This window comes from Streptosporangium amethystogenes (assembly GCF_000721075.1).
In the GTDB taxonomy this organism is placed as follows: Bacteria; Actinomycetota; Actinomycetes; order Streptosporangiales; family Streptosporangiaceae; genus Streptosporangium; species Streptosporangium amethystogenes.
Genome location: NZ_JOEQ01000016.1, coordinates 19,146 through 44,409 on the forward strand (window position 1 = coordinate 19,146; position 25,264 = coordinate 44,409).

At 68.8% G+C, this 25,264-nt stretch carries 29 protein-coding genes; 20 read left to right on the top strand and 9 right to left on the bottom strand.

Annotated features, from left to right (window positions below):
* Window positions 1-365: 365 nt before the first annotated feature.
* The gene (locus IG98_RS0123160; protein ID WP_030915804.1) at window positions 366-761 is read right to left on the bottom strand and encodes a hypothetical protein; all 396 of its coding nucleotides are present in this window, start codon (window positions 759-761) and stop codon (window positions 366-368) included.
* Between the two features lie 590 nt (window positions 762-1,351).
* Between IG98_RS0123160 and IG98_RS0123165 the strand changes: the two genes are divergently transcribed.
* Window positions 1,352-1,882 carry a hypothetical protein gene (locus IG98_RS0123165; RefSeq protein ID WP_030915806.1) on the top strand — a complete coding sequence of 177 codons (531 nt, stop codon included), beginning with the start codon at window positions 1,352-1,354 and terminating at the stop codon, window positions 1,880-1,882.
* 116 nt (window positions 1,883-1,998) lie between these two features.
* Here the strand turns inward: IG98_RS0123165 and IG98_RS0123170 are convergent, their stop codons facing one another.
* The 3 genes from IG98_RS0123170 to IG98_RS0123180 all read right to left on the bottom strand — a co-directional run bounded on the left by IG98_RS0123170 (window position 1,999) and on the right by IG98_RS0123180 (window position 5,484).
* The gene (locus IG98_RS0123170; protein ID WP_425428078.1) at window positions 1,999-4,191 is read right to left on the bottom strand and encodes a heavy metal translocating P-type ATPase; all 2,193 of its coding nucleotides are present in this window, start codon (window positions 4,189-4,191) and stop codon (window positions 1,999-2,001) included.
* 88 nt (window positions 4,192-4,279) lie between these two features.
* Window positions 4,280-5,266, bottom strand: a complete 987-nt coding sequence (locus IG98_RS0123175; RefSeq protein ID WP_030915811.1) for a hypothetical protein — start codon at window positions 5,264-5,266, stop codon at window positions 4,280-4,282.
* Entirely contained in the window at window positions 5,263-5,484 is a 222-nt protein-coding gene (locus IG98_RS0123180) for a heavy-metal-associated domain-containing protein (RefSeq protein ID WP_425428079.1), read from the bottom strand. Before IG98_RS0123180 ends, IG98_RS0123175 begins: the two co-directional genes overlap by 4 nt.
* A 229-nt stretch (window positions 5,485-5,713) precedes the next feature.
* Between IG98_RS0123180 and IG98_RS0123185 the strand changes: the two genes are divergently transcribed.
* Together IG98_RS0123185 and IG98_RS0123190 are read left to right on the top strand one after the other, a co-directional pair.
* Window positions 5,714-6,229, top strand: a complete 516-nt coding sequence (locus tag IG98_RS0123185; protein WP_030915816.1) for a DUF4396 domain-containing protein — start codon at window positions 5,714-5,716, stop codon at window positions 6,227-6,229.
* A 179-nt stretch (window positions 6,230-6,408) separates the two neighbouring features.
* Entirely contained in the window at window positions 6,409-7,551 is a 1,143-nt protein-coding gene (locus IG98_RS0123190; protein WP_030915820.1) for a baeRF10 domain-containing protein, read from the top strand.
* Window positions 7,552-8,273: 722 nt separating this feature from the next.
* Here IG98_RS0123190 and IG98_RS0123200 read toward each other — a convergent pair.
* The gene (locus tag IG98_RS0123200; RefSeq protein WP_030915827.1) at window positions 8,274-8,813 is read right to left on the bottom strand and encodes a YdeI/OmpD-associated family protein; all 540 of its coding nucleotides are present in this window, start codon (window positions 8,811-8,813) and stop codon (window positions 8,274-8,276) included.
* A complete protein-coding gene (locus IG98_RS0123205; protein WP_030915829.1) occupies window positions 8,810-9,217 on the bottom strand; it encodes a VOC family protein in 408 nt (135 codons plus the stop codon). Before IG98_RS0123205 ends, IG98_RS0123200 begins: the two co-directional genes overlap by 4 nt.
* A gap of 89 nt (window positions 9,218-9,306) precedes the next feature.
* Between IG98_RS0123205 and IG98_RS0123210 the strand changes: the two genes are divergently transcribed.
* Window positions 9,307-10,257, top strand: a complete 951-nt coding sequence (locus IG98_RS0123210; RefSeq protein WP_030915832.1) for a helix-turn-helix transcriptional regulator — start codon at window positions 9,307-9,309, stop codon at window positions 10,255-10,257.
* Window positions 10,258-10,271: 14 nt separating this feature from the next.
* Here the strand turns inward: IG98_RS0123210 and IG98_RS0123215 are convergent, their stop codons facing one another.
* Window positions 10,272-10,859 carry a TetR/AcrR family transcriptional regulator gene (locus IG98_RS0123215; protein ID WP_245651671.1) on the bottom strand — a complete coding sequence of 196 codons (588 nt, stop codon included), beginning with the start codon at window positions 10,857-10,859 and terminating at the stop codon, window positions 10,272-10,274.
* Between the two features lie 116 nt (window positions 10,860-10,975).
* On the opposite strand from IG98_RS0123215, the gene IG98_RS0123220 reads away from it, so the two are divergent.
* Entirely contained in the window at window positions 10,976-11,821 is an 846-nt protein-coding gene (locus IG98_RS0123220) for an NAD(P)H-binding protein (protein WP_030915838.1), read from the top strand.
* 47 nt (window positions 11,822-11,868) lie between these two features.
* Here IG98_RS0123220 and IG98_RS0123225 read toward each other — a convergent pair whose 3' ends face one another.
* On the bottom strand, window positions 11,869-13,014 hold the full coding sequence (locus IG98_RS0123225) for a methyltransferase (protein ID WP_030915839.1): 1,146 nt from the start codon (window positions 13,012-13,014) through the stop codon (window positions 11,869-11,871).
* A gap of 210 nt (window positions 13,015-13,224) precedes the next feature.
* Here IG98_RS0123225 and IG98_RS0123230 point away from each other — a divergent pair, with 210 nt between their 5' ends.
* Window positions 13,225-13,464: a hypothetical protein gene (locus IG98_RS0123230; protein WP_030915842.1), complete on the top strand. Its 240-nt coding sequence runs from the start codon at window positions 13,225-13,227 to the stop codon at window positions 13,462-13,464.
* Between the two features lie 117 nt (window positions 13,465-13,581).
* The gene (locus tag IG98_RS0123235; protein WP_037971057.1) at window positions 13,582-14,022 is read left to right on the top strand and encodes a carboxymuconolactone decarboxylase family protein; all 441 of its coding nucleotides are present in this window, start codon (window positions 13,582-13,584) and stop codon (window positions 14,020-14,022) included.
* A gap of 271 nt (window positions 14,023-14,293) precedes the next feature.
* On the opposite strand, the gene IG98_RS0123240 is transcribed toward IG98_RS0123235, so the two are convergent.
* Window positions 14,294-14,875, bottom strand: a complete 582-nt coding sequence (locus tag IG98_RS0123240; RefSeq protein ID WP_030915849.1) for a YceI family protein — start codon at window positions 14,873-14,875, stop codon at window positions 14,294-14,296.
* Window positions 14,876-15,145: 270 nt separating this feature from the next.
* On the opposite strand from IG98_RS0123240, the gene IG98_RS0123245 reads away from it, so the two are divergent.
* From IG98_RS0123245 to IG98_RS0123300, 13 genes are all read left to right on the top strand, one after another.
* The gene (locus IG98_RS0123245; RefSeq protein WP_030915851.1) at window positions 15,146-15,733 is read left to right on the top strand and encodes an ArsR/SmtB family transcription factor; all 588 of its coding nucleotides are present in this window, start codon (window positions 15,146-15,148) and stop codon (window positions 15,731-15,733) included.
* The gene (locus IG98_RS0123250) at window positions 15,730-16,461 is read left to right on the top strand and encodes an SRPBCC family protein (RefSeq protein ID WP_030915854.1); all 732 of its coding nucleotides are present in this window, start codon (window positions 15,730-15,732) and stop codon (window positions 16,459-16,461) included. The genes IG98_RS0123245 and IG98_RS0123250 overlap by 4 nt, the downstream gene beginning before the upstream one ends.
* Before the next feature lie 103 nt (window positions 16,462-16,564).
* Window positions 16,565-17,161 (top strand): dihydrofolate reductase family protein, encoded by a 597-nt coding sequence (locus IG98_RS0123255; RefSeq protein ID WP_030915858.1) that lies wholly within the window; start codon window positions 16,565-16,567, stop codon window positions 17,159-17,161.
* Between the two features lie 197 nt (window positions 17,162-17,358).
* Complete coding sequence (locus tag IG98_RS0123260; RefSeq protein WP_030915861.1) at window positions 17,359-18,504, top strand: sensor histidine kinase; 1,146 nt, start codon at window positions 17,359-17,361, stop codon at window positions 18,502-18,504.
* A gap of 18 nt (window positions 18,505-18,522) precedes the next feature.
* Window positions 18,523-19,236, top strand: coding sequence for a response regulator (locus IG98_RS0123265; protein ID WP_051752720.1), 714 nt, complete (start codon window positions 18,523-18,525; stop codon window positions 19,234-19,236).
* Window positions 19,237-19,399: 163 nt separating this feature from the next.
* Window positions 19,400-20,581: an alpha/beta hydrolase family protein gene (locus tag IG98_RS0123270; protein WP_037971058.1), complete on the top strand. Its 1,182-nt coding sequence runs from the start codon at window positions 19,400-19,402 to the stop codon at window positions 20,579-20,581.
* 329 nt (window positions 20,582-20,910) lie between these two features.
* Window positions 20,911-22,062, top strand: a complete 1,152-nt coding sequence (locus tag IG98_RS0123275; RefSeq protein WP_051752723.1) for a leucine-rich repeat domain-containing protein — start codon at window positions 20,911-20,913, stop codon at window positions 22,060-22,062.
* Window positions 22,063-22,219: 157 nt separating this feature from the next.
* Window positions 22,220-22,648 carry a hypothetical protein gene (locus tag IG98_RS0123280; protein WP_030915873.1) on the top strand — a complete coding sequence of 143 codons (429 nt, stop codon included), beginning with the start codon at window positions 22,220-22,222 and terminating at the stop codon, window positions 22,646-22,648.
* On the top strand, window positions 22,645-22,875 hold the full coding sequence (locus IG98_RS0123285) for a helix-turn-helix transcriptional regulator (protein WP_281178514.1): 231 nt from the start codon (window positions 22,645-22,647) through the stop codon (window positions 22,873-22,875). Before IG98_RS0123280 ends, IG98_RS0123285 begins: the two co-directional genes overlap by 4 nt.
* Window positions 22,872-23,123 (top strand): MDR/zinc-dependent alcohol dehydrogenase-like family protein, encoded by a 252-nt coding sequence (locus IG98_RS53465; protein WP_051752725.1) that lies wholly within the window; start codon window positions 22,872-22,874, stop codon window positions 23,121-23,123. The genes IG98_RS0123285 and IG98_RS53465 overlap by 4 nt, the downstream gene beginning before the upstream one ends.
* A 198-nt stretch (window positions 23,124-23,321) precedes the next feature.
* Entirely contained in the window at window positions 23,322-23,570 is a 249-nt protein-coding gene (locus IG98_RS53470) for a zinc-binding dehydrogenase (RefSeq protein WP_281178515.1), read from the top strand.
* Between the two features lie 190 nt (window positions 23,571-23,760).
* Entirely contained in the window at window positions 23,761-24,306 is a 546-nt protein-coding gene (locus IG98_RS52620; protein WP_037971060.1) for a carboxymuconolactone decarboxylase family protein, read from the top strand.
* On the top strand, window positions 24,303-25,118 hold the full coding sequence (locus tag IG98_RS0123300; protein ID WP_030915882.1) for an SDR family NAD(P)-dependent oxidoreductase: 816 nt from the start codon (window positions 24,303-24,305) through the stop codon (window positions 25,116-25,118). Before IG98_RS52620 ends, IG98_RS0123300 begins: the two co-directional genes overlap by 4 nt.
* The last annotated feature ends 146 nt before the right edge of the window (window positions 25,119-25,264 follow it).

A 25,264-nucleotide genomic window follows, 5' to 3' on the forward strand; every position in this document is an offset into this window, starting at 1 on the left:
ACCGACAGGTTCGGCGTTCGGCTGCGGCTCGACCACCAACGCCAGGCGTCGAGGGCGCGGGCCGACTGTCATCTTCGATCTCGCACTGTCAGGTCAACTGTCAAGATTCGCGGCGAACTGTCAGGTGCGATGAGTCCAGACAGCCGGGGCTGTGGAACGAGGCTCTTGACGAATCAAGGAGGACACGCACTGGAACGGCGTCGACCTTAAGGCGGACGACTGGGTCCTGCTGTCGTTCCCGGCGGCCAACCGGGACCCGGCGCAGTTCGAGCGGGCGGACGAGGTCGTCATCGATCGCGAGGTCAACCGGCATATCGACCGGGTCCGGCCTCCAGGGTGAATCGTCCGCGCGGGATTGGAGCGGTTCAGTCGCGTCTCCAGAGCTCGCCGGTCGCCGGATCGAGGTAGTAGACGCGTTCGCTCAGGGCGCCGCGGACCAGGAAAAGGTCTCGTTTGGACCAGCCGAGGCCAACGTCAAGGAAATCGTCGCCGGGGAGCTTGAGAGCGACGCTGGACAAACGCCTGCCGGTTTCCGGGTCGAAGGTTTCGACGCGACTCCCGAAGTCCCGGATGGCCACAAGGCGTTTTCCATCCAGCCGGAGATGGTACGTGTCCTCGCGGGTGTTCTTCCTGGTCTTCCTGAGGGGAAGGCTCATCCGGGTCTTTCCTCGGTGGTCGAGCACGAGCACTTGAGAGGCCGTCGTGACCACGATCCCGCTTCCGTTGAGGGCGTGGACGCGTTGAGCACCGGGGATCGACACCGTGGTCCAGGTCCTGGTGTCGGTGACCCGGGTGCCCCCTTGGTCAGGGCGACATACCTGCTCTGACCGAGGAACGCGGGTGTGGGAACTTCGGCGTCGGCCAGGTTGCCGGTGAGGTGGTGAATGCCCTTGGCATCCTGGTACGCCATGCGGCGGTCGTCTCTGCCCAAATAGACGACCGCCTTTTTATCGGGACTGCGGATGAACGGCGCCTGTTGGGGGGCCTTGCCTTTTCTGACGGTATAAGGCGCGGCCTGCGGGAACGGTTGTCCGTTCACCAGCCAATACCGGCAGGGATCGTCCACCTGATCGATCCATGGACAGGTAGGCGCCTTATATCCGCCCACCTTCGTGAACACGGCCATGTCCTTCGGGAACGACCTGGGCATCGAGTATTCGGGCAGCTCGCGCTGTGGTGGCTGCCCGGGAGTGAGCACTGCGCCTGAAAGTACGACCGCGGTTCCCGCGAGGTAGAGGTTCCGCGTCGACCATTGGCGAATCGCCAGACCGGCCCGGGTCGCTTCGTCGGGCGCTTCGGTTGTCGGCCCGGTTCGTAGATTCCGGGCGACAAGCCTGAAAGGTCAGGGCGGATGCGCCCGGTCGCCAAGATCGCTACCGGTTTCGTCCTCGTCTTCGGTGCCTTCCGCTTCAACGGTTTCGATCTGCTGCTCGACCCCGTCGGATGGAACCTGTGCGTGTCCGGACTGTTCCGGTTGGAGCGATCCGTCGACGATCCCTTCGGCCGGGCCAGGCTGGCCGCGGTCGCCATGGTCTGTACCTCGCTTGTCGCCACGATCGTGTCCATCGCGGATTCGAGCCGTACCTTGTCGACCTCCTCCCTGGGGGAGGTGATCGGCATCGCCAACACGGCAGGCACTTTGATCACCGTCTGGCTGATCACCGACGCCATCATCAGACGGATCCGCCCTCAGGGGGCCATCTCCCCGGTCGCTCTGCTCGACGTGCTGCGCTGGCTCGTGGTCGGCCTGGGAGTGCTCGGCGCGTTGGTCCAGCACGGCTATGCCGACCTGGGGCTTTTCGCGTTGGTCGCCTGGTTCGCGGCCATCGTGGCCTTGATTATCGTGCTCTACCGCTCGGCTCATCTGCCGTACCTCTCCTAGGCGCTCGACATCCACGCGGGGCCGGTTTCCGGGAAATGGCGTGACGGCCTCCGGCACGATGCCGGAGGCCGTCACGATGCCCGCTCGAAGCCGAGCGGTCTCAGCTGAGGTTGGTCTTACCTGAAGCCCCGCAGGCGCAGGCTGTTGCCGACCACGAAGACCGAGGAGAACGCCATCGCGGCTCCGGCGATCATGGGGTTGAGCAGACCGAGTGCGGCCAGCGGCAGGGCGGCCACGTTGTAGGCGAAGGCCCAGAACAGGTTGCCCCTGATGGTGGCCAGGGTGCGGCGCGACAGCCGGATGGCGTCGGCCGCCACCCGCAGGTCGCCGCGGACCAGGGTGAGGTCTGAGGCCTCGATGGCCGCGTCGGTGCCGGTCCCCATGGCCAGGCCGAGATCGGCCTGAGCCAGCGCCGCGGCGTCGTTGACGCCGTCGCCCACCATGGCCACCGACCTGCCCTCGGCCTGCAGGCGCTTGACGACGTCGACCTTGCCTGCGGGCAGTACCTCGGCGATCACCTCGTCGATGCCCACCTCCGCGGCCACCGACCGTGCCACGGCGGCGTTGTCCCCGGTGAGCAACACCGGCCTCAGCCCCAGCGCGCGCAACCGCCGAATCGCCTCGGCCGAGGTCGGCTTGATCGTGTCGGCCACCACCAGGACCGCGCGGGCCTTCCCGTCCCAGCCGGCCGCGACCGCGGTACGGCCCGCCGCCTGAGCCGCCTGCAGTTTCCGTTCCAGTTCCACCGGCAGCTGCTGTGACCATTCGGCGAGCAGTGCGGGACGGCCCACCAGCACGGCGTGCCCGTCAACGATGCCTTGGACGCCGAGGCCTTCGAGGTTGGCGAAGTCCTCTGCGGCGGGCAGCTCTCCCACGCGTTCGGCGGCGCCCCGGGCGATGGCCTGGGCAATGGGGTGCTCGGAGGCGTGCTCCAGGGCGCCGGCCAGGCGCAGCACCTCGGTGGCGTCCTCGCCGTCGGCGAGGTGGACGCCGGTGAGGGTCATCTTGCCTTCGGTGACGGTGCCGGTCTTGTCGAGCACGACGGTATTGATCTTCCTGGTGGACTCCAGGACCTCCGGGCCCTTGATCAGGATGCCGAGTTGGGCTCCGCGACCGGTGCCGACCAGCAACGCGGTCGGCGTGGCCAGGCCCAAGGCGCAGGGGCAGGCGATGATCAGCACGGCGACCGCGGCGGTGAAGGCCGCACCAACACCGTCGCCGGTGCCCAGCCAGTAGCCGAGCGTGCCGACGGCCAGCGCGATCACGATCGGGACGAAGATCCCAGAGACGCGGTCGGCCAGCCGTTGCACAGCGGCCTTGCCCGTTTGGGCGTCCTCGACCAGTCTGGCCATCTGGGCGAGCTGGGTGTCTGCGCCGATGCGGGTGGCGCGGATGAGCAGGCGGCCACCGGCGTTGACGGTGGCGCCGGTCACCGCCGCCCCGGGGCCCACCTCGACCGGCACCGACTCGCCGGTGAGCATGGAGGCGTCGATGGCGGAGGAGCCCTCCTCGATCACGCCATCGGTGGCGATCTTCTCGCCGGGCCGGACCATGAACCGGTCTCCGACCTTGAGCTGGTCGGAGGGAACGCGGATCTCGTGACCGTCGCGCAGTACGGTGACGTCCTTGGCGCCGAGCTCCAGCAGGGCCCGCAGGGCGGCGCCCGCGCGGCGCTTGGAGCGAGCCTCGAAGTAGCGTCCCGCCAGGATGAACGCGGTAACGCCCGCGGCCGCCTCAAGGTAGATGTTGCCCGAGCCGTCGGTGCGCTCGATCGTGAAGGCGAACGGGTGAGTCATACCCGGGGTGCCCGCGCTGCCGAGGAACAGCGCCCACAACGACCAGCCGAGCGCGGCGAGGGTGCCGAGCGAGACCAGAGTGTCCATGGTCGCGGCGCCGTGGCGCAGGTTGGTCCAAGCCGCCCGGTGAAAGGGCCAGCCCGCGTAGGCCACGACCGGCGCTGCCAGGACGAGCGACAGCCACTGCCAGTTGGTGAACTGCAGCGCCGGGATCATCGCCATCGCGATCACCGGCACGGCGAGCACCACCGAGGTGACCAGCCGCTGGCGCAGCGGCCGAAGTTCGTCGGCTGGGTCGGTCTGTGATCCGTCTTGCTGTGTGCCGCTGCCCGGCTTCACAGGAAGTGCGGCGGTGTAGCCGGTCTTCTCGATTTCGGCGATGAGCGTTTGGGGATCGACGCCTTCACCGAAGGTGACCTTGGCCTTCTCCGTGGCGTAGTTGACGGTCGCGGTGACGCCGTCGAGCTTGTTGAGCTTGCGCTCGATCCGGTTGGCGCAGGACGCGCAGGTCATGCCACCGATCGAGAGTTCGACCGTGTCCTGCGATCTGTCGCCGGTGAGGGGAGACACCACCTGCTCCTTTCGCTCGTCATGCCAGAGGTCAGTGGTTGTGGTCGCCGTGTGACGCGGACGGGGTGGCCGTCGGCGTCGGGCTTGAGGTCGTGGCCGGCGTGCGGAGTTCACCGGCGTGGGCGGTGAACTCCGCGGTGCGTACGGCTCCCTCGTGCTGGAAGTCCAGGAACAGTCGGTAGCCACCCCTGCTGGGCACCTCGGCGTAAAAGGTGATCTCCGGGCCGGAAGGCGTTCTGCCGTCGCCCGGCTCGCCGTCGGGATGCACGTGCAGGTAGGCCAGATCTCCGGCGCGCAGGGCGACCAGGTGACCGTAGGCACCCAGATAGGGCTGCAGATCGGTGACCGGGCGGCCGTCCTTGCTCACCTTCACAGTGAGCCTGCTGGAGGCACCCGGGGTGAGTGCCCCGTCGAGCTCCACGGTGTAGCCGTCGACCGTGGACGTACGGTTGGCCGCCGGCAGCGCCTTGGGCTTGTAGGCGCCGCTCGCGTGCAGGTCAACGCCGAGGGTCAGGCCGGTGCCACCCTCGGGGGCGAAGTCGGCGAACGCCCGGTAGGCGCCCGCCTCTGGCAGTGTCAGCTTTACCGACCACACGCCGTCGTCGGTCAGCTCGGGGTGCAAATGCTGGAAGCCGACCAGATCGCGGGAGACCACGATGAAGTGCAGCTTCTTGTCATGCAGCGTCTGGTAGCCGGTGACCGGGCGGCCGTCGGGACCGGTCACGGTGAACCGGAAGTCCGTCGGCTCGCCGGGCGTGATGGTCGTCGTCTCGGAGGTCAGGATGTAGCCGTCCTGGGACACTTGAAGTCCTCCTGGGATGGATGCCGCGGTCGCTGCCTGGCTGGGAGCCGGCTGTACGTGGGCTCCATGACCGTCGGCCGCCTGGTTCGGGGCCTGGTGGCCGTTGACGACGGGCGGCGTTTCGGTGGGGCCCACCGCGGCGCCGGCTCCAAGAGCCCCACCGAAGATCACGACGAGACCCAGGGCGTAGGCGCCGAGCTTGACGGGCGTGTTCATGACACGGTCACCACTTCGTATCCGGCCTCCTTGATCGCGGCCGCGATGGCGGCGGCGTCGATCGGGCCGTCGCCGCCAACCGTCACCAGGCCGGTGGCCAGGTCCACCTTGACGTCGGTGACGCCCGGGACCTCGGTGACCTCCTCGGTGACCGAGCTGACGCAGTGGCCGCACGTCATCCCGCTGACCTGGTAGGCGGTTCCGCCGCTGGTTTCCACCTGTGCGGAGGCGGTGTCCGCAGTGCCGCACGCGCATGCCGTGCACATGAGGTTCTCCTCTCACATGTACCCCTACCGGGTACCTTGGTTCTTGACCATAACATACCCCCCCGGGGTTCAATTCCCGGTCTCGGCAGTGCTTCGTCTTGCGATTCGATACCCCCCATGGGTATATTTCCGGCGTGGGTGTCAGCAGACGGGCCCATAACCGAAAAGGATGTGACAGGCCATGGACCACTCAAATCACGGCCACAGCACGCACAGCCATACCGGAAACGACCACGCCGGACACGCGGGCGCACACGGAGGCTCCTCCTGGCGTACCGCCGCCCAGGCGACACTGCACTGCCTGACCGGCTGCGCCATCGGCGAGGTCCTCGGAATGATCATCGGGACCGCGGTGGGACTGCACGCGGGCGCCACCGTCGTGCTGTCGGTCGCGCTGGCCTTCGTCTTCGGCTACGCCCTCACCATGCGTGGCGTCCTCAAGGCGGGCCTGGACATGCGCCAGGCGCTGAAGGTCGCCCTGGCCGCCGATACCGTCTCCATCGTGGTGATGGAGATCATCGACAACACCGTGATGCTCACCGTGCCCGGCGCCATGGACGCGGGTCTGGCCAGCGTCCTGTTCTGGGCGGCCCTGGCCTTCTCCCTGGCGCTGGCCTTCGTGCTGACCGTGCCGGTCAACCGCTGGCTGATCGCCAAGGGCCGTGGGCATGCGGTCGTCCACGCCTACCACCACTGACGCATCAGGTCCGCGGGGCTGCCGAACTGCGCTGACATCTTGTCGGGCACGTTGTCCGGCTTCGCCTTGCACGTTACTTAGCGGATCCTAGATTGACTTCCATGACGATAAGGGGCGGCCTTGCCGGGGTGTCCACCCCTTGAAGTTCGAGCATCCGACCGCCATGACGAGGACATCGCATGATCACCAAGGGCACTGTCGACCGCCTCATCCGTTTTGACAGCGGCGGCCTGCCGGTTCTCTCCATGTACGTCGCTGTGGGCTTTGACGAGTTCGAGGCGGTCCGTACCCGGGTGAACAGCCTCATCACCCAGATCCGCCCGCTCACCGAGGACCCGTCGCTCGACCGGCGGGCACGGCTCTCGTTGCGGCAGGACATCGAACGCATCGAGGGCATACCGGAGCTCGGGCGGGGCACGGTCGGTGCCGTCGCGGTGTTCGCGTGCAGCGAGGGCGACCTGTTCGAGGTCGTGTCGCTCCCGCGCAAGGTGCGCGACCAGGTCGTGGTGGACCAGACTCCGTACGTCCGTCCCATGCTCGCGGTGCTCGATGAGTATCACCGCTGCTGCGTCCTGGTCGTCGACAAGGAGTCGGCCCGCGTATGGGAGCTGTACCAGACGGAGATGCGCGAGATCGGCGAGGTACGAGGGAGCGTCCTCCGCAAGCCCGACTACGCCGGCTGGGCCGGTCTCGCCGAGTACACGGTCCGTAACAAGGCCGATGACCTCGTCAAACGTCACTATCGCCAGACCGTGAGCCTGCTGGACAGGCTCTTCCGCGCCGAGAACTACGACCTGCTGGTCGTTGGTGGCCGGCAGAACGAGGTCACCGTCTTCCTGGACTTCCTGCCGCAGCAGCTGCGCACGAAGGTTGCGGGCGTCTTCAACGTCGACACGGGCAAGGTGGCGACGTTCGCGGACATCCGGGAGAGCGCCGAGCGCATCGTCGCCGACTACGAACGTGAGGAGGAACGCCGTCTGGTGCAGGAGGTCTTCGAGAAGGCCGCCGTCGGCGGCAACGCCGCGACAGGGATCGACGAATGCCTGTGGGGCGGCACCACCGCCGCGATCGACACCCTGCTCATCCAGGACGGCGCCGAGGTCCCCGGCGTGGTCTGCGACGAGTCCGGCTGGCTGGCCCGCTCCGGCCAGACCTGCCCGCTCTGCGGCGGCGCCACCCGCCAGGTCCCCGACGTCCTCGACGAACTGACCGAAACGGTCATCACCGAAGGCGGCTCCGTCGAACACGTCGCCGTCGACACCCCACTGAAAGACCACATCACAGCCGCGGCCCTCCGCTTCCCCCTTCCTCCGAGACCCTGACGGGGGACTTCCGCCCTCCACCCGGACGCATCGGTTCCGAACGGCGGCCATGGCCGGCACGTTCGCCGTACCGGGGCCGCGTTACCGTACACGGAAGACATTTCCCCCACAGTCGATATACCCTCACTGTGCACCTACGGCGCGCATGATGAGGAGCGGCTTTGCTTCTGATGGAGCGGAGGAGGTTCTCTTCGGGCTCGCCTACGAATTCGTGTACGTAGTGCTCATGCTCGTCGGCCTGGTGTTCTGCGTCGGCTTTCTCATCGTCGTGACCGCCACGGTAATCATGGGTGGTCTTTACCCTGTGCTTCGCCGCCTTTCAGACCTCCGGTGGGGACCTGAGCTCCGGGATGAACGCCGGCCGCAAGAGTCGGCTCTGTGGTGGCTGGGGGAGGAACCCGACCTTCCCGGCGAGCCCAACACCCCGGCTCCTTCGGGCCAAGGCCGCCTGTGACCATTGGCGTCCCCCCGGTCCTCCGGGCACGCTTTGGCGAATTCCTGGAGAACAAAGGTGACTGCCGCCGCGCTGATCAGTCGGCCAGTTCTCCCGCTCGTTGACGAACGTGCCGCGACCTTGCACGGTCACCGTCCGTCCCTGCTCGCCGCCCGGCGGAAGGGACATGGCTGCGACGTCTCCGACGTGAAGTGCTACGCCCGGCCCGGCGTTGACGCTCACGGTCCCTGAAACACCTTCCACGACGCGGCGAGTATCGGCGGCTTTCTCACTCCAGCAAGCTGGAGATCGTCTTCTGTAGGCGGGCCGCGCGGCCGGTCGGGGTCCTGGTCTTCAGCAGCGGCAGGATCATCAGGTAGCGGCCGGTCTTGTCGAGTGCCTCGAAGCGGGCGGCGGCCCGTGGGTTGGCCGCCAGTGCCTCTGCCAGGTCGGGTGGGACGGTGGCGTTGCGCTGGGCGGTGTAGGCCGCCGCCCACCGGCCGTCCGCCTGGGCGGCGGCGACCTCCGTCAGGCCGGGCGGCCGCATCCGCCCGGCGGCGGCCAACGCCTCCACGTGCTCGACGTTCACTCGCGACCAGGGGCTGCCCCTGCGGCGGCGCGAGTACCGTTGCAGGAAGCAGTGCTCGTCGTAGGACCTGCGGTGGCTGTCGATCCAGCCGTAACAGAGCGCGACCTCTCGCGCCTGCCCGATCGTGATCAACGCTTCGGGTGATCTCTTCTTGGCGATCTTCAGCCAGACGCCGCCCTCGGTCTCGTGATGCTCGGCCAGCCACGACTCCCACCGGGCGGCGTCCGCGAAGTGCATCATCGGCCCAGGATCTCCAGGTAGTGCCGGTTGTACATGATGCCCAGCACGTTGCCGAACGGGTCGACCACGGACGCGGTGACGAAACCGGGGCCGTACTCGGTGAGCGGTGTGTGCGGCGTGGCCCCCAGGGACAGCAGCCGGTCCAGGGTGACCTGTACGTCGTCGACGTGCCAGTGGACGATCGCGCCCCCCGGGGCGGCGGGCGCGCCCGGCGGGGCGTAACGCCGGTCGATGAGGCCGAGTTCGGCCTGGTAGTCGCCGATCCTGAACTCGTAGTAGGCGGCCGGCTGCCCGTTGCCCGGACGCTCGAAGTACGGCTCGACGTCCAGCAGGTCGACGTACCACTTCTTGGCGGCCTCCAGGTCGTCGGCCCAGAAGCTGACGGTGGCCAGTCCTCGCAACATCGGTGGTCTCCTCTTTCGGTCGGTGACAGTCACCATGCTCCACCCCAAAGTGCTCACGAACTGAGCACTTTGTTGGAGAGACTGGGGGCATGCGTGCTGATCGTCTCGTCGCGGCCCTCCTGCTCATGCAGGCCCGTAGCCGGGTGACCGCCGCCGAGCTGGCCGACGAGCTGGAGGTGTCCGTCGCCACCGCCCGCCGCGATCTGGAGGCGCTGTCCGCGGCCGGCATCCCGGTGTATCCGCAGCCTGGACGGGGCGGCGGCTGGTCGCTCGTCGGTGGCGCCCGCACCGATCTCAGCGGCCTGTCGGCGACCGAGGCGCAGGCGCTGTTCCTGCTCGTCGGCCCGGCCGCGGCGGTCTCGGGGGAGGCCAAGGCGGCGCTGCGCAAACTCGTGCGGGCACTGCCGCGGACCTTCCGGGCCGACGCCGAGGCCGCCGCCGACGCCACGGTGATCGACCCCACCCGGTGGGGCGAGCGTGATCGCCGTCGGCCCGAGCTGGTCGACCTGCTGCAGACCGCCGTGATCCGCCGGCGGAAGGTCCGGCTGACCTACACCGACCACGCCCGGGAGCGGACCGAGCGGCTGGTCGACCCGTGGGGCCTGGTCGACAAGGACGACATCTGGTACCTGCTCGCCGGGACCGAACGAGGGCGGCGAACCTTCCGGGTCGACCGGATCATCGGGGCCGAGCCGACCGACCAGGTCGCCGAGCGCCCGGACGACTTCACGCTCGCCACCGCGTGGCAGCAGGTCGTCGGCGAGGTGGAGCGGCGGCGGTCACGCACCTGGGCGACCGTGCTCATCGAGGCCAGGTTCGTGCCGGTGCTGCGAACGCACTTCGGGCGGCACTGCCACATCGACGCCGAGCTCGACCACGGGCGTGTCCGGGTCCGCCTCGCCGCGCCGACCCCGCTGGACATCGCCCGGCATCTGGCCGGCTGGGGTGCGATGATCGAGGTGGTCGAACCGTGCTCCGTCCAGGCCGAGCTGGCCCGGATCGGCACCGAGCTCGCCGGCCGCTACGCCGCCGGACACTGACCCGGCGGCGTGTGTCACGTCAAGTTATCGAGCTCGCGAACGAGGCGGGCGCCCCCCCGAGTCATGATCTCCGGGTCGCGTAGCGCATTGGAGAGCAGGGACATGCCCTGATAGGCGCCGACGAATGCCAGCGCGAGGTCCTCGGGGTCGGCCACGCCCATCTGGCGATACTGCTGTTCCACCCAGTCCAGTAGCCGGCGGATGGCATGGCCCGCCGCGATGTCGAGGCCACTGTCGGTTCGCTTGTCGAGTTCGACGGCAAGGGTGCCCGTGGGGCAGCCGTAGCGGGCCGTGATGTCGCGCTGGCCGACCCACGCGTTCACCAGGCCCTTGAGGCGTTCGCGCGGGTCGGGGAGCTGGTCGAGCCGGCCGGTGAGGGTCTCCAGATGTCTGGTGTGCTCGGAGAGGGCGGCCTCGACCAGCTCGTCCTTGGTCTTGAAGTAGTAGTAGACGTTGCCCACGGGGACGTCGGCCGCCTGTGCGATGTCGGCGAGCGTTGTCTTCTCCACGCCCTGCTCATGCAGCATTCGCACTGCGGCGGCCGTCAGCCGCTCCCTTTTGCCCCGCTTCGTGAGGACATCGCTTTTCTTCAAGTTGGTCACCTAACTAACCATAGACAGCAGCGGGTTCGGCTGGCTATGGTCGTACCAAGTTAGTCAGCTAACTCAGTCGGGAGAGAGCTCCCGGCGTGACTGATCACAATCGATGGGGGAAGTTCATGATCGTAGTAACGGGAGCCACCGGCAACGTCGGCCGACCGCTCGTGCGGGCACTCGCGGCAGCCGGTGAGCAGGTGACGGCGGTGTCCCGAGGAGTCTCGGGCACGGCGGTGCCGGAGGGTGTCCGGCACCGTCAGGTGGACCTGGCCGCCACTGAGAGCCTTCGGCCCGTTTTCGACGGCGCTGACGCGGTGTTCCTCCACGACGGCGGTGCCGCCGTGCACCTGCTGAACCCCCAGAGCATCCTCGACGTCGCGAAAGCCGGCGGCGTTCGACGGGTCGTCCTGCTGTCCTCCCAAGGAGTCGCAACCCGACCGCAGTCGTCCTCACATGGGCGCATGGGACTGTCCATCGAGGACGCCATCCGACAGTCGGGCATGGACTGGACGATTCTGCGGCCCGGTGGTTTCGCCTCCAACGCCTTCGCGTGGGCCGAGACGATCCGCACGCAGCGCACGGCCGCCGCACCGTTCGGCGATACCGGACTGCCGTTCATCGACCCGGCCGACATCGGCGAGGTCGCCGCAGCGGTCCTGCACGAGGACGGTCACGCCGGGCAGGTCTACGAGTTGACCGGGCCCGCCCTCATCACGCCCAGGCAACGAGCCGAGGCGATCGGCGACGCGCTCGGCGAGCCGATCCGGTTCATCGAGCAGACCCGCGACGAGGCCCGCGCGCAGATGCTGCAGTTCATGCCCGAACCCGTGGTCGAGACCACCCTTGCCATCCTCGGCGAGCCCACCCACGCCGAGCAGCGGATCAGCCCCGATGTCGAGCGTGTCCTGGGCCGGGCGCCGGGCACCTTCGCGGCCTGGGCCGAGCGCAGCGCCGCAGCTTTCCGGTGAGCATGGCGGTCGAGGATTTCCTCCCCGATGGGACAGCCGGGGTGCGGTCAGCGCTTGACGGCTCGTAGGACGACGAATCTGGGGTCGCTCGCGGCGATCTCGCAGTTGCCGAAGAGCCGGCGCAGCTTCGCGTGGTAGCCGAGGTGCCGGTTGCCGACCACCCACAGCTCGCCGCCGCGGCGCAGCGCGGCGCGGGAGCCGTTGAACATGCGCCAGGCCGTCGCGTCGCTCGTCGCGCGGTGCGTGTGGAACGGCGGGTTGTTCAGCACCAGGTCCACCGTCCCGGCGGGCATGGCCGACAGACCGTCGGCCGCCAGGAACTCCGCGGTGGTGCCGGAGGGCACGTTCGCCAGGAAGGTGGCCTGTGCCGAGGCCAGCGCCTGATAGGACTCGTCGATGAAGGTCACCCGGGCCTCGGGGTTTCCCAGTGCGGCGGCGAGCCCGACCACCCCGTTGCCGCAGCCCAGGTCGACGACGTGTTCCGGTCCACGGCGCCGCGGCAGGTTCCGCAACAGGAAGCGGGTGCCGACGTCGAGGCGGTCGGCGCAGAAGATGCCCGCGTGGTTGATGACGGTCAGACCCGAGACGGCTCCGATGCCGGTGGGCAGCGGGTAGCTCCGTGGCCATGGGTTCTCGCCCCGGGGGAGCCCGGGGTCCGGTGCGCAGAAGATGAGCCGCGCCTTCTTGGCCGCCAGTGAGGTCCTGGTCGGCCCGAGGATCCGTTCGAACAGTCGCAGCGTCGAGGTGTGGATCTCGGTGACCATCCCGGCGCCGACGACCACCGTGCCGGAATGCAGGTGCGGGGCGAGGCGGTGCAGCTGGTCCTCAAGGAGCGCGAGGCTCTTGGGCACCCGGATGAGCAGCACGTCGATCCGGTCCGGTGGCGCGTCCCCGGTCGTGCGGAGCCGTACGGCGTCCCCGGCGACCTTGTTGCGCTCAAGGTTCGCCAGGGTCGCCTGCCGGCCGAGGAAGGAGTCGGTGATCTGCGTGGGGCGGTGATCGGCGAGCGCGGTGACCAGGGCGCCCCACCGGTCGCCCAGTACGACCACGGTGCCGGACAGATCCGCCTGTTCGTCGTCGAGGTGCCGCAGCAGGTACTCGTCGGCGGCGTCCCAGGCGCGAAACGGGTCGCGGGGATCCTCGGGGAATCGGGTGAGGTCGAACTCACCTCTCGACGTCGTGAAACGGTTCATCGCGCCTTAGGCTAGCGACTCGTGCGATGAGCTGGTCACATGCCCACCTCGCCAGGGGCCGGTTGCGACGCCGGGCCTTACCCGCGAGCAGGAGTCCGTGCGACCGGAAACTTAAGTACGTCCCCTCGACCGACGACGGCCGACTTTGGTCGCCGCACGACCGTCCTAAGCCCGATCCCGCGCCGGACATCACCTGCCTACCGTGGGGCCATGACCTCCACCAACCCGAAGTCCCCCCTGGCGCCCCTGTCGGGCCTGCTCTGCTTCATCCTCGTCGCCGGCGGCGGGAGCGGCCTTCTGCACGAGTGGTTCGGCTGGATCCATTTCATGGGCTTCCTCCGGTTCCTCGCCCCCGAAGGTTACGAGATCTACAGCTACGCCTTAATGATCGTCCTCGGCATCGTGGTAGGCGCGGCCGGCAACGCGCTCACCCGGCGAGGCCGCGGATGAACCACGCCGGGCGCGCTGACTCTTCGCCAATCTTTCTGGCAAAAGCTGTCACAGCGGCGGGTGCGATCTTGTCTTCCTGGTGAGAACCGGAGAGAGACCGAGAAAGGTGGGAGCACGATGTCACGTTTGAACGTCGCCGAGGTGGCGCCCGAGCTGTACAAGGCGTTCATCCAGGCGGAGCAGGTGATCCAGAAGGGGCCGCTCCCCGCCACGACCCGCGAACTGGTGAAGATCCGCAGCTCGCAGATCAACGGCTGCCTCTTCTGCATCGACATGCACGTCCACGAGGCGCTGCGACTCGGTGAGACGCAGGATCGGATCTACCAGCTGTCCGCCTGGCGGGAGTCGGAGCTGTACACCGACGCCGAGCGAGCGGCGCTGGCCTACGCCGAGGCCGCCACCGAGCAGCCCGACGGCGTGTCGGATGAGGTCTGGGACGCGGTGGCCGCCGCGTTCAAGCCGGAGGAGGTCGCCTACCTTGTCGCCCAGGTGGCGCAGATCAACCTGTGGAACCGCGTCGCGGCACCCACGCACACCCGTCCCCCCAAGCGGCACTGACGGGCGCGTGATGTCTGATCGCCGCAGGGGAGCCCCGGGTCGGGCGCAGAAGAATTCGGCCTCGGCCATGAACGGCGGCTCCTAGGACGCCGGCCTGATGATGCCAGGCCGGCCGCCGCGGCAGCCGGGGTGAGAGCCGCACCGGAGGAGTCGGCGTAGGCGCGTGCTCCCGGCCGCAGACTCGCGCGAGGTGGCGGCCCGGCTTGTGGAGCCTACGCTCGGCAGGCCGGGCCCGGTGCCCGACCTGGCCGGGCCGAATGGACGATCTCGATCACGGGCTGGAAGCCGAGCCGTCGGGTTCGCGTCCCCGAGGAAGGCCGATGTCGAACCGTACCTCGATCTCGTCGCTGAGTTTGAGTGTGCCGAAGAACGCTGAATAGGGCCGGATGCCCCACCGGGTCTGCGCGATGGTCGCCGAGCCGCGTACGCGGTCCTCGGTCAGCAGGCCCTGGAGCGTGACGGGCTGGGTGACACCGACGATGGTGAGATCGCCCTCGACGCGAAACGACTCCGCTGTTCCGCTGATCCGTGTCGACCGGAATGTGATCGTCGGGTAACGCGCCACGTGCAGGACCTTCTCCTGAAGGTTCTTCTTGATGTCCCGGCGATCGGAGTCCGTGAGCGGCTTGATGCCACCGGTTCCCTCCCGGACTTCGAACGACCCGGTGTCGACTTCGACGGTCACCGAGGAGCCGGCCGGATCGGCGACGTCGATCGTGGCATCGCCGCGCCAACGGGTGACCTCGATGGTGAGGTCATGGCCGGCCTTCGCGCCCAGCCCGGTACGGGTCGTATTGACGATGAGCCGACCGGACTCAGGCCCCAACGGGTAGCTGCCAGAGGTGATGCCCACCACGTCAGGCTATCTCGCACCCGAAAGCCCACCGTGGCGCATACGTCGGCATGGCGAATACCGGGACCGGAGCCGACGCACTTTTGGCCGGATCGTATAGCTGCGATCCGACTTCGGTACGTGCGGAGTCGGAAGGTTCCTGGAGAGGGCTCGGCACGGTCCTGCCCTGACCTCGGTAGGGGGATCGCCGGGACCCGAGCCCGGCAGGGCCGATGTGCCGATCAATAAGACTTCCTTGACAAATTAATTTGTCGGTCATAGCCTGTGGTCATGCAGGACATCGCTGTGATCGAGGATCCGGCCGCCGCCGAGGCCTCGCTGGACCCCATCCGGGCCCGGTTGCTGGCCGAGCTGAGCGAGCCCGCCTCCGCGACCATGCTGGCCGCCAAGGTCGGCCTGCCCCGGCAGAAGGTCAACTACCACCTCAAGACGCTTGAGGCGCACGGGCTCGTCGAGATGATCGAGGAGCGGCGCAAGGGCAACGTCAACGAGCGCATCATGCGCGCGACCGCGGCCTCCTACGTGATCTCCCCGACCGCGCTGGCGTCCGTCGAGCCCGATCCGGCCCGCTCTCCCGACCAGCTGTCGGCCGGCTGGCTGCTGGCCGTCGCGGCCCGGCTGGTCCGCGACGTCGGAGGGCTCATCGCCGGCGCCGCCAAAGCGCGCAAACACGTCGCGACCTTCGCGATCGACGCCGAGGTGCGCTTCGCCTCGGCCGCCGACCGGGCCGCGTTCGCTCAGGAACTCGCCGGGGCCGTCACGACCCTGGTGTCCAAGTACCACGACCAGTCCGCCGAGCACGGCCGCGACCACCGGATCGTCGTCGCCGTCCACCCGAGCATGAGGGAAACCCGATGACGCACCCGTTCGAGCTGAGCCAGGAGATCGAACTCAGCGCCACGCCCGAGCAGGTCTGGGACGCGATCGCGACCGGGCCGGGCGTCGACTCCTGGTTCATGGGACGCACCGAGCTGGGCACCGCCGAGGGAGGCCCGGCGAACCTGACCATGCTGGGCCACACCGAGCAGGCCACGATCACCGCCTACGAGCCGGGCACCCGCCTGGCGACCCGCAGCGAGCAGGCCCCCGACGGCCGGTTCATGGCGTTCGAGTACCTCATCGAGGGGCGTGGCGGCGGCACCACCGTGCTGCGGCTCGTGCAGAGTGGCATGCTCGGCGACGACTGGGAGACCGAGTTCGAGGCGATGCAGGCCGGTTGGCCCATCTACCTGGAGACCCTCAAGCAGTACCTCGCGCGCTTCACCGGCCGCACCCCGTCGGTCACCACGGCCTTCCGGCCCGGAGCGGGCGGTCCGGACGCCGTCTGGAAGACCGTCACCCGGGAACTGGGCGTCACGCCGGACGTCGCCGAGGGCGACGACGTCCGTCTCCCGGACGGCTCCGCCGGGGTCGTCTACTACGCGAACCTGCCCGTCAACCTGGGCGTCCGGACGGGCGAGGGCCTGTACCGGTTCATCCACTCCGGCACCGACCGCGGCGACGCCCTCGTGCTCGGTCACCAGAACTTCGCGGGCCGCGACGAGCAGTCCGCGTGGGACACCTGGATGGCCGAGCACTTCGGCTGACCGGCCGGTATCGGAGCACGACGAGTAACACCTTCACCCCCCCGCACCGCGACCAGATCAGCGGTGCCGGAACTCGGCAACGCAACCAGGAGGAGCGAGTCCCATGCGCATCGTGATCACTGAGTTCATGAGCTTGGATGGCGTTGTGCAGGCGCCGGGCGGACCCAACGAGGACACCGACGGTGGCTTCGCCCACGGCGGCTGGTCGCACCCGTTCTTCGACCCGGAGGTGGTGGGCGGCGCCTTCAACGACGCGGTGGCCGAGGCCGGGGCGCTGCTGTTCGGGCGCCGCACCTGGAAGACGATGGCCGCGGCATGGCCCGGGCGGGCCGGCGACCCGTTCGCCGACCGGATGAACGCCATTCCGAAGTACGTCGTGTCCAAGACGCTGGGCGACGACGAGCTGACCTGGAACAACACCACCCGCATCCCCGGTGACGAGGCCGTCGCCGGCATCCGGAAGCTGCGCGAGAGCGACGGCGGCGACCTGGTGGTGATGGGGAGCCCCACGCTCGCGCGCACTCTGCTGAGCGAGGGCCTGGTCGACGAGCTCCGACTCATGATCATGCCGGTGCTTCTCGGTGGCGGAAAGACGATCTTCCCCGACGGCGGTGCGGCGCGCACGCTCGAACTGGCCTCCACGGTCATCAGCGACAAGGGCGTGCACGTGTGCACCTACCGGCCGGTCGCCGAGGGGTAGGCCCGACGGCGGCGGTGTGACCGGCCCGGCGTACCCGGAACCGGCGGTCATAAGAACGTGGAGCCGGGAGCGCGGGTGTTGACACCGGGTCAGCCCAGGACCGTACGGCACGGCTCATCCCGGCGGATGAACTCCGCCCAGGAGATGACGTACTTCGGGACGATCCCTTCGATGAGCTGCGCCTATAGCGTTGCTCCGTGTCCGAGCCGCGTCCGCTGATCGCTCGGCGGCTGCGTCCCGGCCACTGGGTGGCTCTGGACGCCGCCGCCGCGGTGCTGCTCGGCGCGGGCTTTTCCGCCGCGGCGCTGTCACAGGGCAGGGTCGTGACGGTGCCGTTGCTCCTCGCCTCCTGGCTGCCTCTCGCCGTGCGCAGGAGGTGGCCCGGTCCCGTGTTCTATTGGGTGCTCGCCGCCGCGACACTCGCCGGGCTCGCAGGCGAGAGCGAGTCGTACCTGGTCGTGGCGGTGGCGCTGCACATGGTGGCGCTCTCGGAACCTCGGCGGCCCGCGGTCGTCGCGCTCGTCGTCTCCCTGCTGCTGGTGGCGGCCGTGGGCTCTGGGCAATCGTCATGGGCACAGGCGTTGTCGCTGACCGCGTTCGCGTGGCTGCTGCTCGGCCTGTCCTGGACCGTGGGCATGGCCGTACGCGAGCAGCGGGCGCACGCCGTTCGCGCGATCCGGCAATCGGCACGCCAGGCAGTGACGGACGAGCGGTTGCGGATCGCCCGCGAGCTGCACGACGTCGTCGCGCACAGCCTGAGCGTGATCACCGTCAGGGCGGCCATCGCCAACCACGTCGCGGAGACTCATCCCGAGGAGGCACGGCACGCGCTCGCCCTGATCGAGGAGACCGGCCATGCCGCCCTCGCCGACATGCGCCTCGTGCTCGGCACGCTGCGCCCCGCCTCCGCCCACCGCGACGAGGGAACCGGCGGGATCGGTTCCGCTCCGGGGCTGGCCGGCGTCCCGGCCCTGGCCGTCGGAGCGCGGGCGGCCGGAGTCGCGGTCGACCTCCGCGTCGACCTGGAGCCGACCGTCTCCGAAGGCGTGGGGCCGGTGGTTTACCGGATCGTTCAGGAGGCGCTGACCAATGTGATCAAGCACGCCGCCCCGACGCGCTGCCAGGTCACGGTCACGCCCGGAGAGCCCGGCGAGGTGATGGTCGTGATCAGTGACGAGGGCCCGTCCGGCCCTCGCCCCCTGGTACCGCCCGGCGGGAGTGGCGGTCAGGGCCTGGCCGGGATGCGGGAAAGGGCCGCCCTGCACGGCGGGACGCTGTCGGCCGGTCCGCGACCGGGGCACGGGTTCGTCGTGGAGGCGCGTCTGCCCGTCCCGGCACCTTGAGCAAGAGGAGACCACCTGATGGACGCGATCACGAACGAAGGCGCACGACCCGGCGGCGGAGCGTCCAGAGTGCTCGTGGCCGACGACCAGCATCTGCTGCGCGCCGGGTTCCGGCTGCTCATCGACAGCGCCCCGGACCTGGCGGCGGTCGGTGAGGCGGGCACCGGGCGCGACGCCGTCGACCTGGCCAGGCGGCTACGGCCGGACATCGTCCTGATGGACGTGCGCATGCCCGACCTCGACGGTCTGGAGGCGACCAGGAGGATCCGCACCGACCCCGTCACCGCCGATGTGAAGGTCCTCATCCTCACCACCTTCGACCTCGACGAGTACGTCTACGCCGCGCTCCGCGCCGGAGCCAGCGGCTTCCTGCTCAAGGACACCCGCCCGGGCGATCTGCTCGCCGCCCTGCGCGTGATCGCCGCCGGTGAGGCACTGCTGGCGCCCACGGTGACCAGGCGGTTGATCGCCGAGTTCTCCCGCCATACGCCCGGCGACCCCGGGGCGCCGGGCGCCGACCTCGGCCGGATCACCGATCGCGAGCGCGAGGTGCTGTTGCTGATCGCCCGTGGTCTCACCAACACCGAGATCGCCGTACGGCTGGGCGTCGGCCTGGCCACGGTCAAAACGCACATCCGACGCCTGATGGCCAAACTCGACGCCCATGACCGCGCCCACCTCGTCATCGCCGCGTACGAGAGCGGGCTGGTCAGTGCATCGAGCGGCCGCTGACCACTGTGAAATGCGCGGACCTCGTCCCACTGCTCCGACCAAGGACGTAGTGCCGCGGGCTGATCTCTCCCGATGGCCGAGCATCGGCGTCCTGTCTCGGGCTGACCCGAAGTCCATGCCGCGGGCCGAGGTCAGGGGCCAAGCCGTACGGAACCGTAGAAGCATGATCAGAACAAGAGTCGCGGTCTTCGTCGCCGCGCTGCTCACGCTTTCCGCAACCGCGACCGCAGGCGCCTCCGCGGCGGCCGACACCGAACCGGTGAGATTCACCCTGCCGAAACCCTCCGGACCGTACAAGATCGGCACGGTCTCGCTGCATCTGGTCGACGAGTCGAGGACGGATCCGTGGGTGGGTGCCCCGCAAAAGCGCGAGCTGATGGTCAGCCTGTGGTACCCGGCACGCGACGTGCGTAGGCGCCCCCTCGCCCCATGGATGCCACGCGCCGCCGCCGACCGCTACCTCGGCTCCCTGGGACTGGCACCCGGCAGCGTGACGTTCGGCCAGACCAGCGGCCACGAGGGGGCACCCGTCGACCGGCGTCTCGGCCGGCTGCCGGTCGTGCTGTACTCCCCGGGCGCCAACGCCTCACGGTCCTTCGGCACCGGTGTGGTGGAGGACCTGGCCGGCCACGGGTATGCGGTGGTCACGATAGACCACACCTATGACGCGGCCGTGGTGGAGTTCCCCGGTGGCCGGGTCACCGTGAACCCCGACGGGGAGCTCACCGACTTCGACAAGGCCGCGAAGGTACGCGCCGACGACGCCCGGTTCGTGCTGAACCAGCTGGCCGCGCTCCAGGCCGGCGGTAATCCCGACGCGGACCGCAAGAAGCTCCCCACGGGGCTGCGCGGCGCCCTCGACCTACGGCGGATCGGCATGTTCGGCCACTCTCTGGGCGGAGCGGCCACCTCGTCCGCCATGTACGCCGACCAGCGCATCAAAGCCGGGATGGGCCTGGACGGAGCCGCGCTGGGGCCGGTCGTCGACGGCGGGCTGAACCGGCCGTACCTCGTCGTGGACACGCCAGGAAAGGGCGGCATGGCCACCAACCCCCAGTTGCGGAAATTCTGGTCGAACCTGCGCGGCTGGCGGCTCAACCTGACCCTGAACGGAGCCGCGCACAACTCCTTCGGCGATGACGCGCTCATTCTGCCCCTGGTCGCGCCACTGCTGAAACTGTCCAGCCAGGAGCTCCGGGAACTGGTGGGCACCATACCGGCCGCGAGAGCGCTGGCCTTCCAGCGCGCCTATCCCCGGGCCTTCTTCGACCTGCACCTGCGCCACCGCGGTCATCTGCTGGACGGTCCCTCCAGACGTTTCCCCGAGGTGAGACATACCCGCTAGTGGCAGGCGCGGTGTGAAGAGGCGTCGGCGCCGTCCGTCCGGGTCGGGGTGGACCGCCGGTGATGTGATCGCTCCTCCGGAATGAGTGACCCCGGGATGCCTTTCCTCCCACGCCCTAACGCCGCGCCTGCGGGCTTCGCAGTGCTGGGGCCTCAGGCACGTGCCGGTCGGACGCGACCCGAGCCTGGTCCGCGCGGAGCGCGAAGGGTTCGGTGCGGCTCGGAAAGACGGACACCAGCCATCCGCAAGTGCCGGTCCTTAGGCTTCTCGCCGGTGAGCCGCCCAGGTCACCCCGATCATTTCGTTCACCTCGGAAAGGGGATCTCTCAATGGCGGTCAAGAACGGTCCGAAGGCCGCCCTGACCCGGATCAACAGGTGCGGACGGGAAGGGGCGCCCACGCTCAGTCTGAGCGGGCTGAAGCTGACGGAGCTGCCCGAGCGGATGAGAGACCTGACGCATCTGCGCGAGCTCGACCTGACCTTCAACGAGCTGACCGAGCTTCCCGAGTGGCTGGGCGACCTCACCGACCTCACCCGGCTCCGCCTGTCATACAACAATCTCGTCGGGCTCCCCGAGCGGCTGGTGAACCTGACCGCCCTTGTCGCACTCGACCTCGGCCACAACAAACTGGTTCGGCTCCCTGAGTGGCTCGGCGAGTTGACCTCTCTCACCGACCTCTCCCTGTTCGACCTCCGGCTGACCGGGCTTCCCGACTCCTTGCGAAAGCTCACCGCCCTCACCAGGCTCTCCCTGAGCGGTGGCTGGGAGCCGTTCGACATTCCCGGCTGGGTGGGCGACCTCACCGCGCTCACCTCGTTCGGCCTGACGCACTGCCGGCCGCCCGTCGGTCTTCCCGAGTCACTGGGCAATCTCACCGCGCTCACCGAGCTCCGTCTCAGTTACAACCACATGGCGGAGGTGCCCGACTGGCTCGGCGGCCTCACCGCGCTCACCGGGTTGTCATTGCAGGCCAACCGTTTGACCCGCCTGCCGGATTCGATGTGCGCCCTCACCGCGCTGACCGAGCTCGACCTGCACGACAACCGGCTGACCGAGCTTCCCGAGTGGCTGGGCGACCTCACCGCGCTCACCAGGATCTGCCTGTGGGACAACCAGCTGACGAGCCTGCCGGAGTCGATCGGCAACCTCACCGGCGTTCCCTGGCTCTACCTGTGGGGCAACGAACTGGCCGAACTCCCCGGGTCGCTGGGCGATCTCACCGGCCTGACCAAGCTCGATCTGCGCGGCAACCGGCTGACCGAGCTTCCCGAGCCACTGCGGAACCTCACCGCGCTGGCCGAGCTCGACCTGCGCGGCAACCGGCTGGCGGAGGTCCCGGAATGGCTCCCGGATCTCACCGCGCTGACCACCCTCCACCTCGGCGGTAACGACCCGCGGCCCACGGTCCCGGCCTCGCTGCGTGTGCTCGCCCGGACCTCGCCGCAGTGGCGCCGCTTCCTGGCGAGCCGCAACCGCTGACCGCCCGCTCCCTCGCAGGTCACGTCTCGACACCGGCGGGGCTTTGAGGCGTCAGGGCGCACGTGATCGGCAGGCATGGGGGCGGCCGGGGGGTGCTTGATACGGAGGAGTGTCAATAAAACTAGACATGATGTTGGCTTTACCTTACATTCGAGGCATGTCATCCGAAGAGAAGAGCGCCTGGATCATGGGCGTGGTCGCGGTGTGCGCGTACGCGGCCTACCTCGTCCTCGTGCTGGGGCGAGCGGACGGTGTCCCGCTCACCGAGGTCCGGTACGTGTCGACGATGCTGTGGAGCATCGGTGCCGCGATCGTGGCGTCGATCGTGCTGCACGTCGCGGTCGCGATCGCCTCACCCAAGGACGCCGGCAAGAAGGACCAGCGGGACCGGGAGATCTACAGGTTCGGTGAGTACACCGGCCAGTCGTTCGTCGTCATCGGCGGGGTGGCGGCGCTCGGCATGTCGCTGGCCGAGCTGGACCACTTCTGGATCGCCAATGTCGTCTACCTGATGTTCGTCCTGTCCGCGGTCGTCGGATCCACCGCGAAGATCTTCGCCTATCGCCGGGGCTTTTGGCCGTGGTGAAGCCGACCAGGGTCACCAACAGGATCCGCGCCCTCCGGTTCACGCACGGGGAGATGACCCAGGCGGAGCTGGCGGACCGCATCGGCGTGACCCGCCAGACCGTCATCGCCATCGAACAGGCCCGCTACTCGCCCTCGCTGGAGATGGCCTTCCAGATCGCCCGGGTGTTCGGCGTCTCGCTCGACGACGTTTTCCAGTACGCGGACAGTCTAGGAGAGACGCAGTGAAGGCAATCGTCCAGGACACGTACGGCTCTTCCGACGTCCTGGAACTCAGGGAGATCGACAGGCCGGTGCCGGGGGACGACGACCTGCTCGTACGGGTGCGTGCGGCCGCCGTCGATCCGGGCGTCTGGCATCTCATGACGGGCCTGCCGTATCTGGCGCGCGTCATGGGCTTCGGGTTCCGCAGGCCCAAGGTCCGGGTCCGGGGGATGGACGTCGCGGGGGCGTCAAGGCGGTCGGCGGGAATGTGACCCGGTTCAAGCCGGGTGACGAGGTGTTCGGCACCTGCGACGGTGCCTTCGCCGAGTACGCCTTTGCCCGGCAGGACCGGTTCGTGCCAAAGCCGGCGAACCTCACCTTCGAGCAGGCGGCGGCCGTTCCCGTCTCGGCCTGCACCGCCCTGAACGCTCTTCGCGAGGCGGGAAGGGTGCCGGCCGGGGCGGAAGGTCCTGATCATCGGCGCGGGGGGAGGCGTGGGGACGTTCGCGGTGCAGCTGACCAAGGCGTTCGTGGGTCAGCGGCTGCGCGGGCTGTTCTCGATGCCGCGGGAGGAGGACCTTCGGTCGCTGAGGGAGCTGATCGAGGCGGGCAAGGTCACGCCGGTCATCGACCGGACGTACCCGCTGGCTGAGGTTCCCGAGGCCATCCGGTATCTGGAGAAGGGACGCGCTCGCGGCAAGGTGGTCATCACCGTGTGAGATGTGACCTGCGGGGGCACACCTTTCAACGCGCCGTTGCTCCTGCCGCAAGGCCTGGTCATCGTCGGCCGGTGCTCGACTTGATCGCGGGATCTCCGAATTAGATTCCAGTGTCTGGGGATGCTCTTCATCGTTCTCCGTACACGCTCGGGGGAAGCAGCGCCACGATCAATCGAAGGGTTGGCAGGGCATGACGACACGTATTCCGCCGTTGCCCGAGGGCGAAGGGGACGAGCAGGCACGGCGCCTGCTCGACGGGCTGGCCGTGGGAGGTGACCGGGTGCCGAACATCTTCACCACGTTCGCCAGGCACCCCCGGCTGCTCCGGCGCTGGCTCGGTCTCGGGCAGCACCTGCTACGCGAGTCGACGCTGCCCGCGCGGGAGAGGGAGATCGTGATCCTGCGTACCGCCGCGCTGTCGGGCTCCTCCTACGAATGGGCGCAGCACGTGGGCATCGGGCGGCGGGCCGGGCTCACCGAGGAGGAGATCGACCGCATCGCCGCGGGTCCCGAAGATCCCGGCTGGGCGGACGACGACCGTGTACTGCTGCGGGCGATCGACGAGCTGCACGGCGGGCACGACCTGTCGGAGGCGGCCTGGACGTCGTTGTCCACCCGCTGGAACACCCACCAGGTGATGGACTTCACGATGACCGTCGGCTTCTACACGATGACGGCGATGGCGCTGAACACCTTCGGCGTCGAGATCGATCCCGACCTGGCAGGTGCCTCGTGACCGACCGGCTGGAGGGATACGCCGCGATCATCACCGGTGCCGGACAGACCCCCGGCCAGATGATCGGGAACGGCAGGGCGACGGCACTGGTCTTCGCCCGGGAGGGCGCCAAACTCGTCCTCGTCGACCGCGACCTGGACTCGATGCTGGTCACGGCGGGGTTGGTCGAGGAGCAGGGCGGAACCGCGGTCACCGTCCAGGGTGACGTGTCGGTGGCCGACGACTGGTTGACCGCGGTCGCCACCTGTGTCGAGAGCTTCGGCCGCCTCGACGTGGTGCATCACAACGTGGGCGTGGCCATCGGCGACGGCTCGGCCACCTCCGTCGAGCCCGACGACTGGGCCCGGACCATGATGATCAACTCTGGCAGCATCCTGCTGATGGCCCGGGCGGTGCTGCCTGTGATGCGGGCCGCCGAGCGCGGTGTGATCACCAATATCTCCTCCATCGCGGCCATCGCCGGAAACCCCGCTCCCGGCAATCCACCCATCACCTACAAGATGTCCAAGGCGGCCATGAACGCCGCGACCCAGCAGCTGGCCCTGGAGAACGCCCGCTACGGAATCCGGGTCAACGCCATCATGCCGGGCCTCATCGACACCCCGCTCGGCGTCGACCTGGGCGCGGCGGCGTACGGCATGGACAGGGAGGAGTACGCGGCCCGCCGTCACCAGCGGGTTCCGCTCAAGGGCGGCATGGGCACGGGATGGGACGTCGCCAACGCGGCTCTCTTCCTGGCTTCGGAGGAGGCCCGGTTCATCACCGGCGTCCTGCTTCCGGTCGACGGAGGGCAGAGCGCCAGGATCGGCTGAGACGCCGGTGTCCTCCGCCCGGTAGTTCCCGTTCCTGGCGATAGCGGGTGAACACCAGAAGCAATCGGCCGCGAGACCACAGGGCGACCAGGGCGAGCGGGAGCGGGGCGTCGCCGGGAGGCACGGCCTCGGCGCCGCGGTGAAAG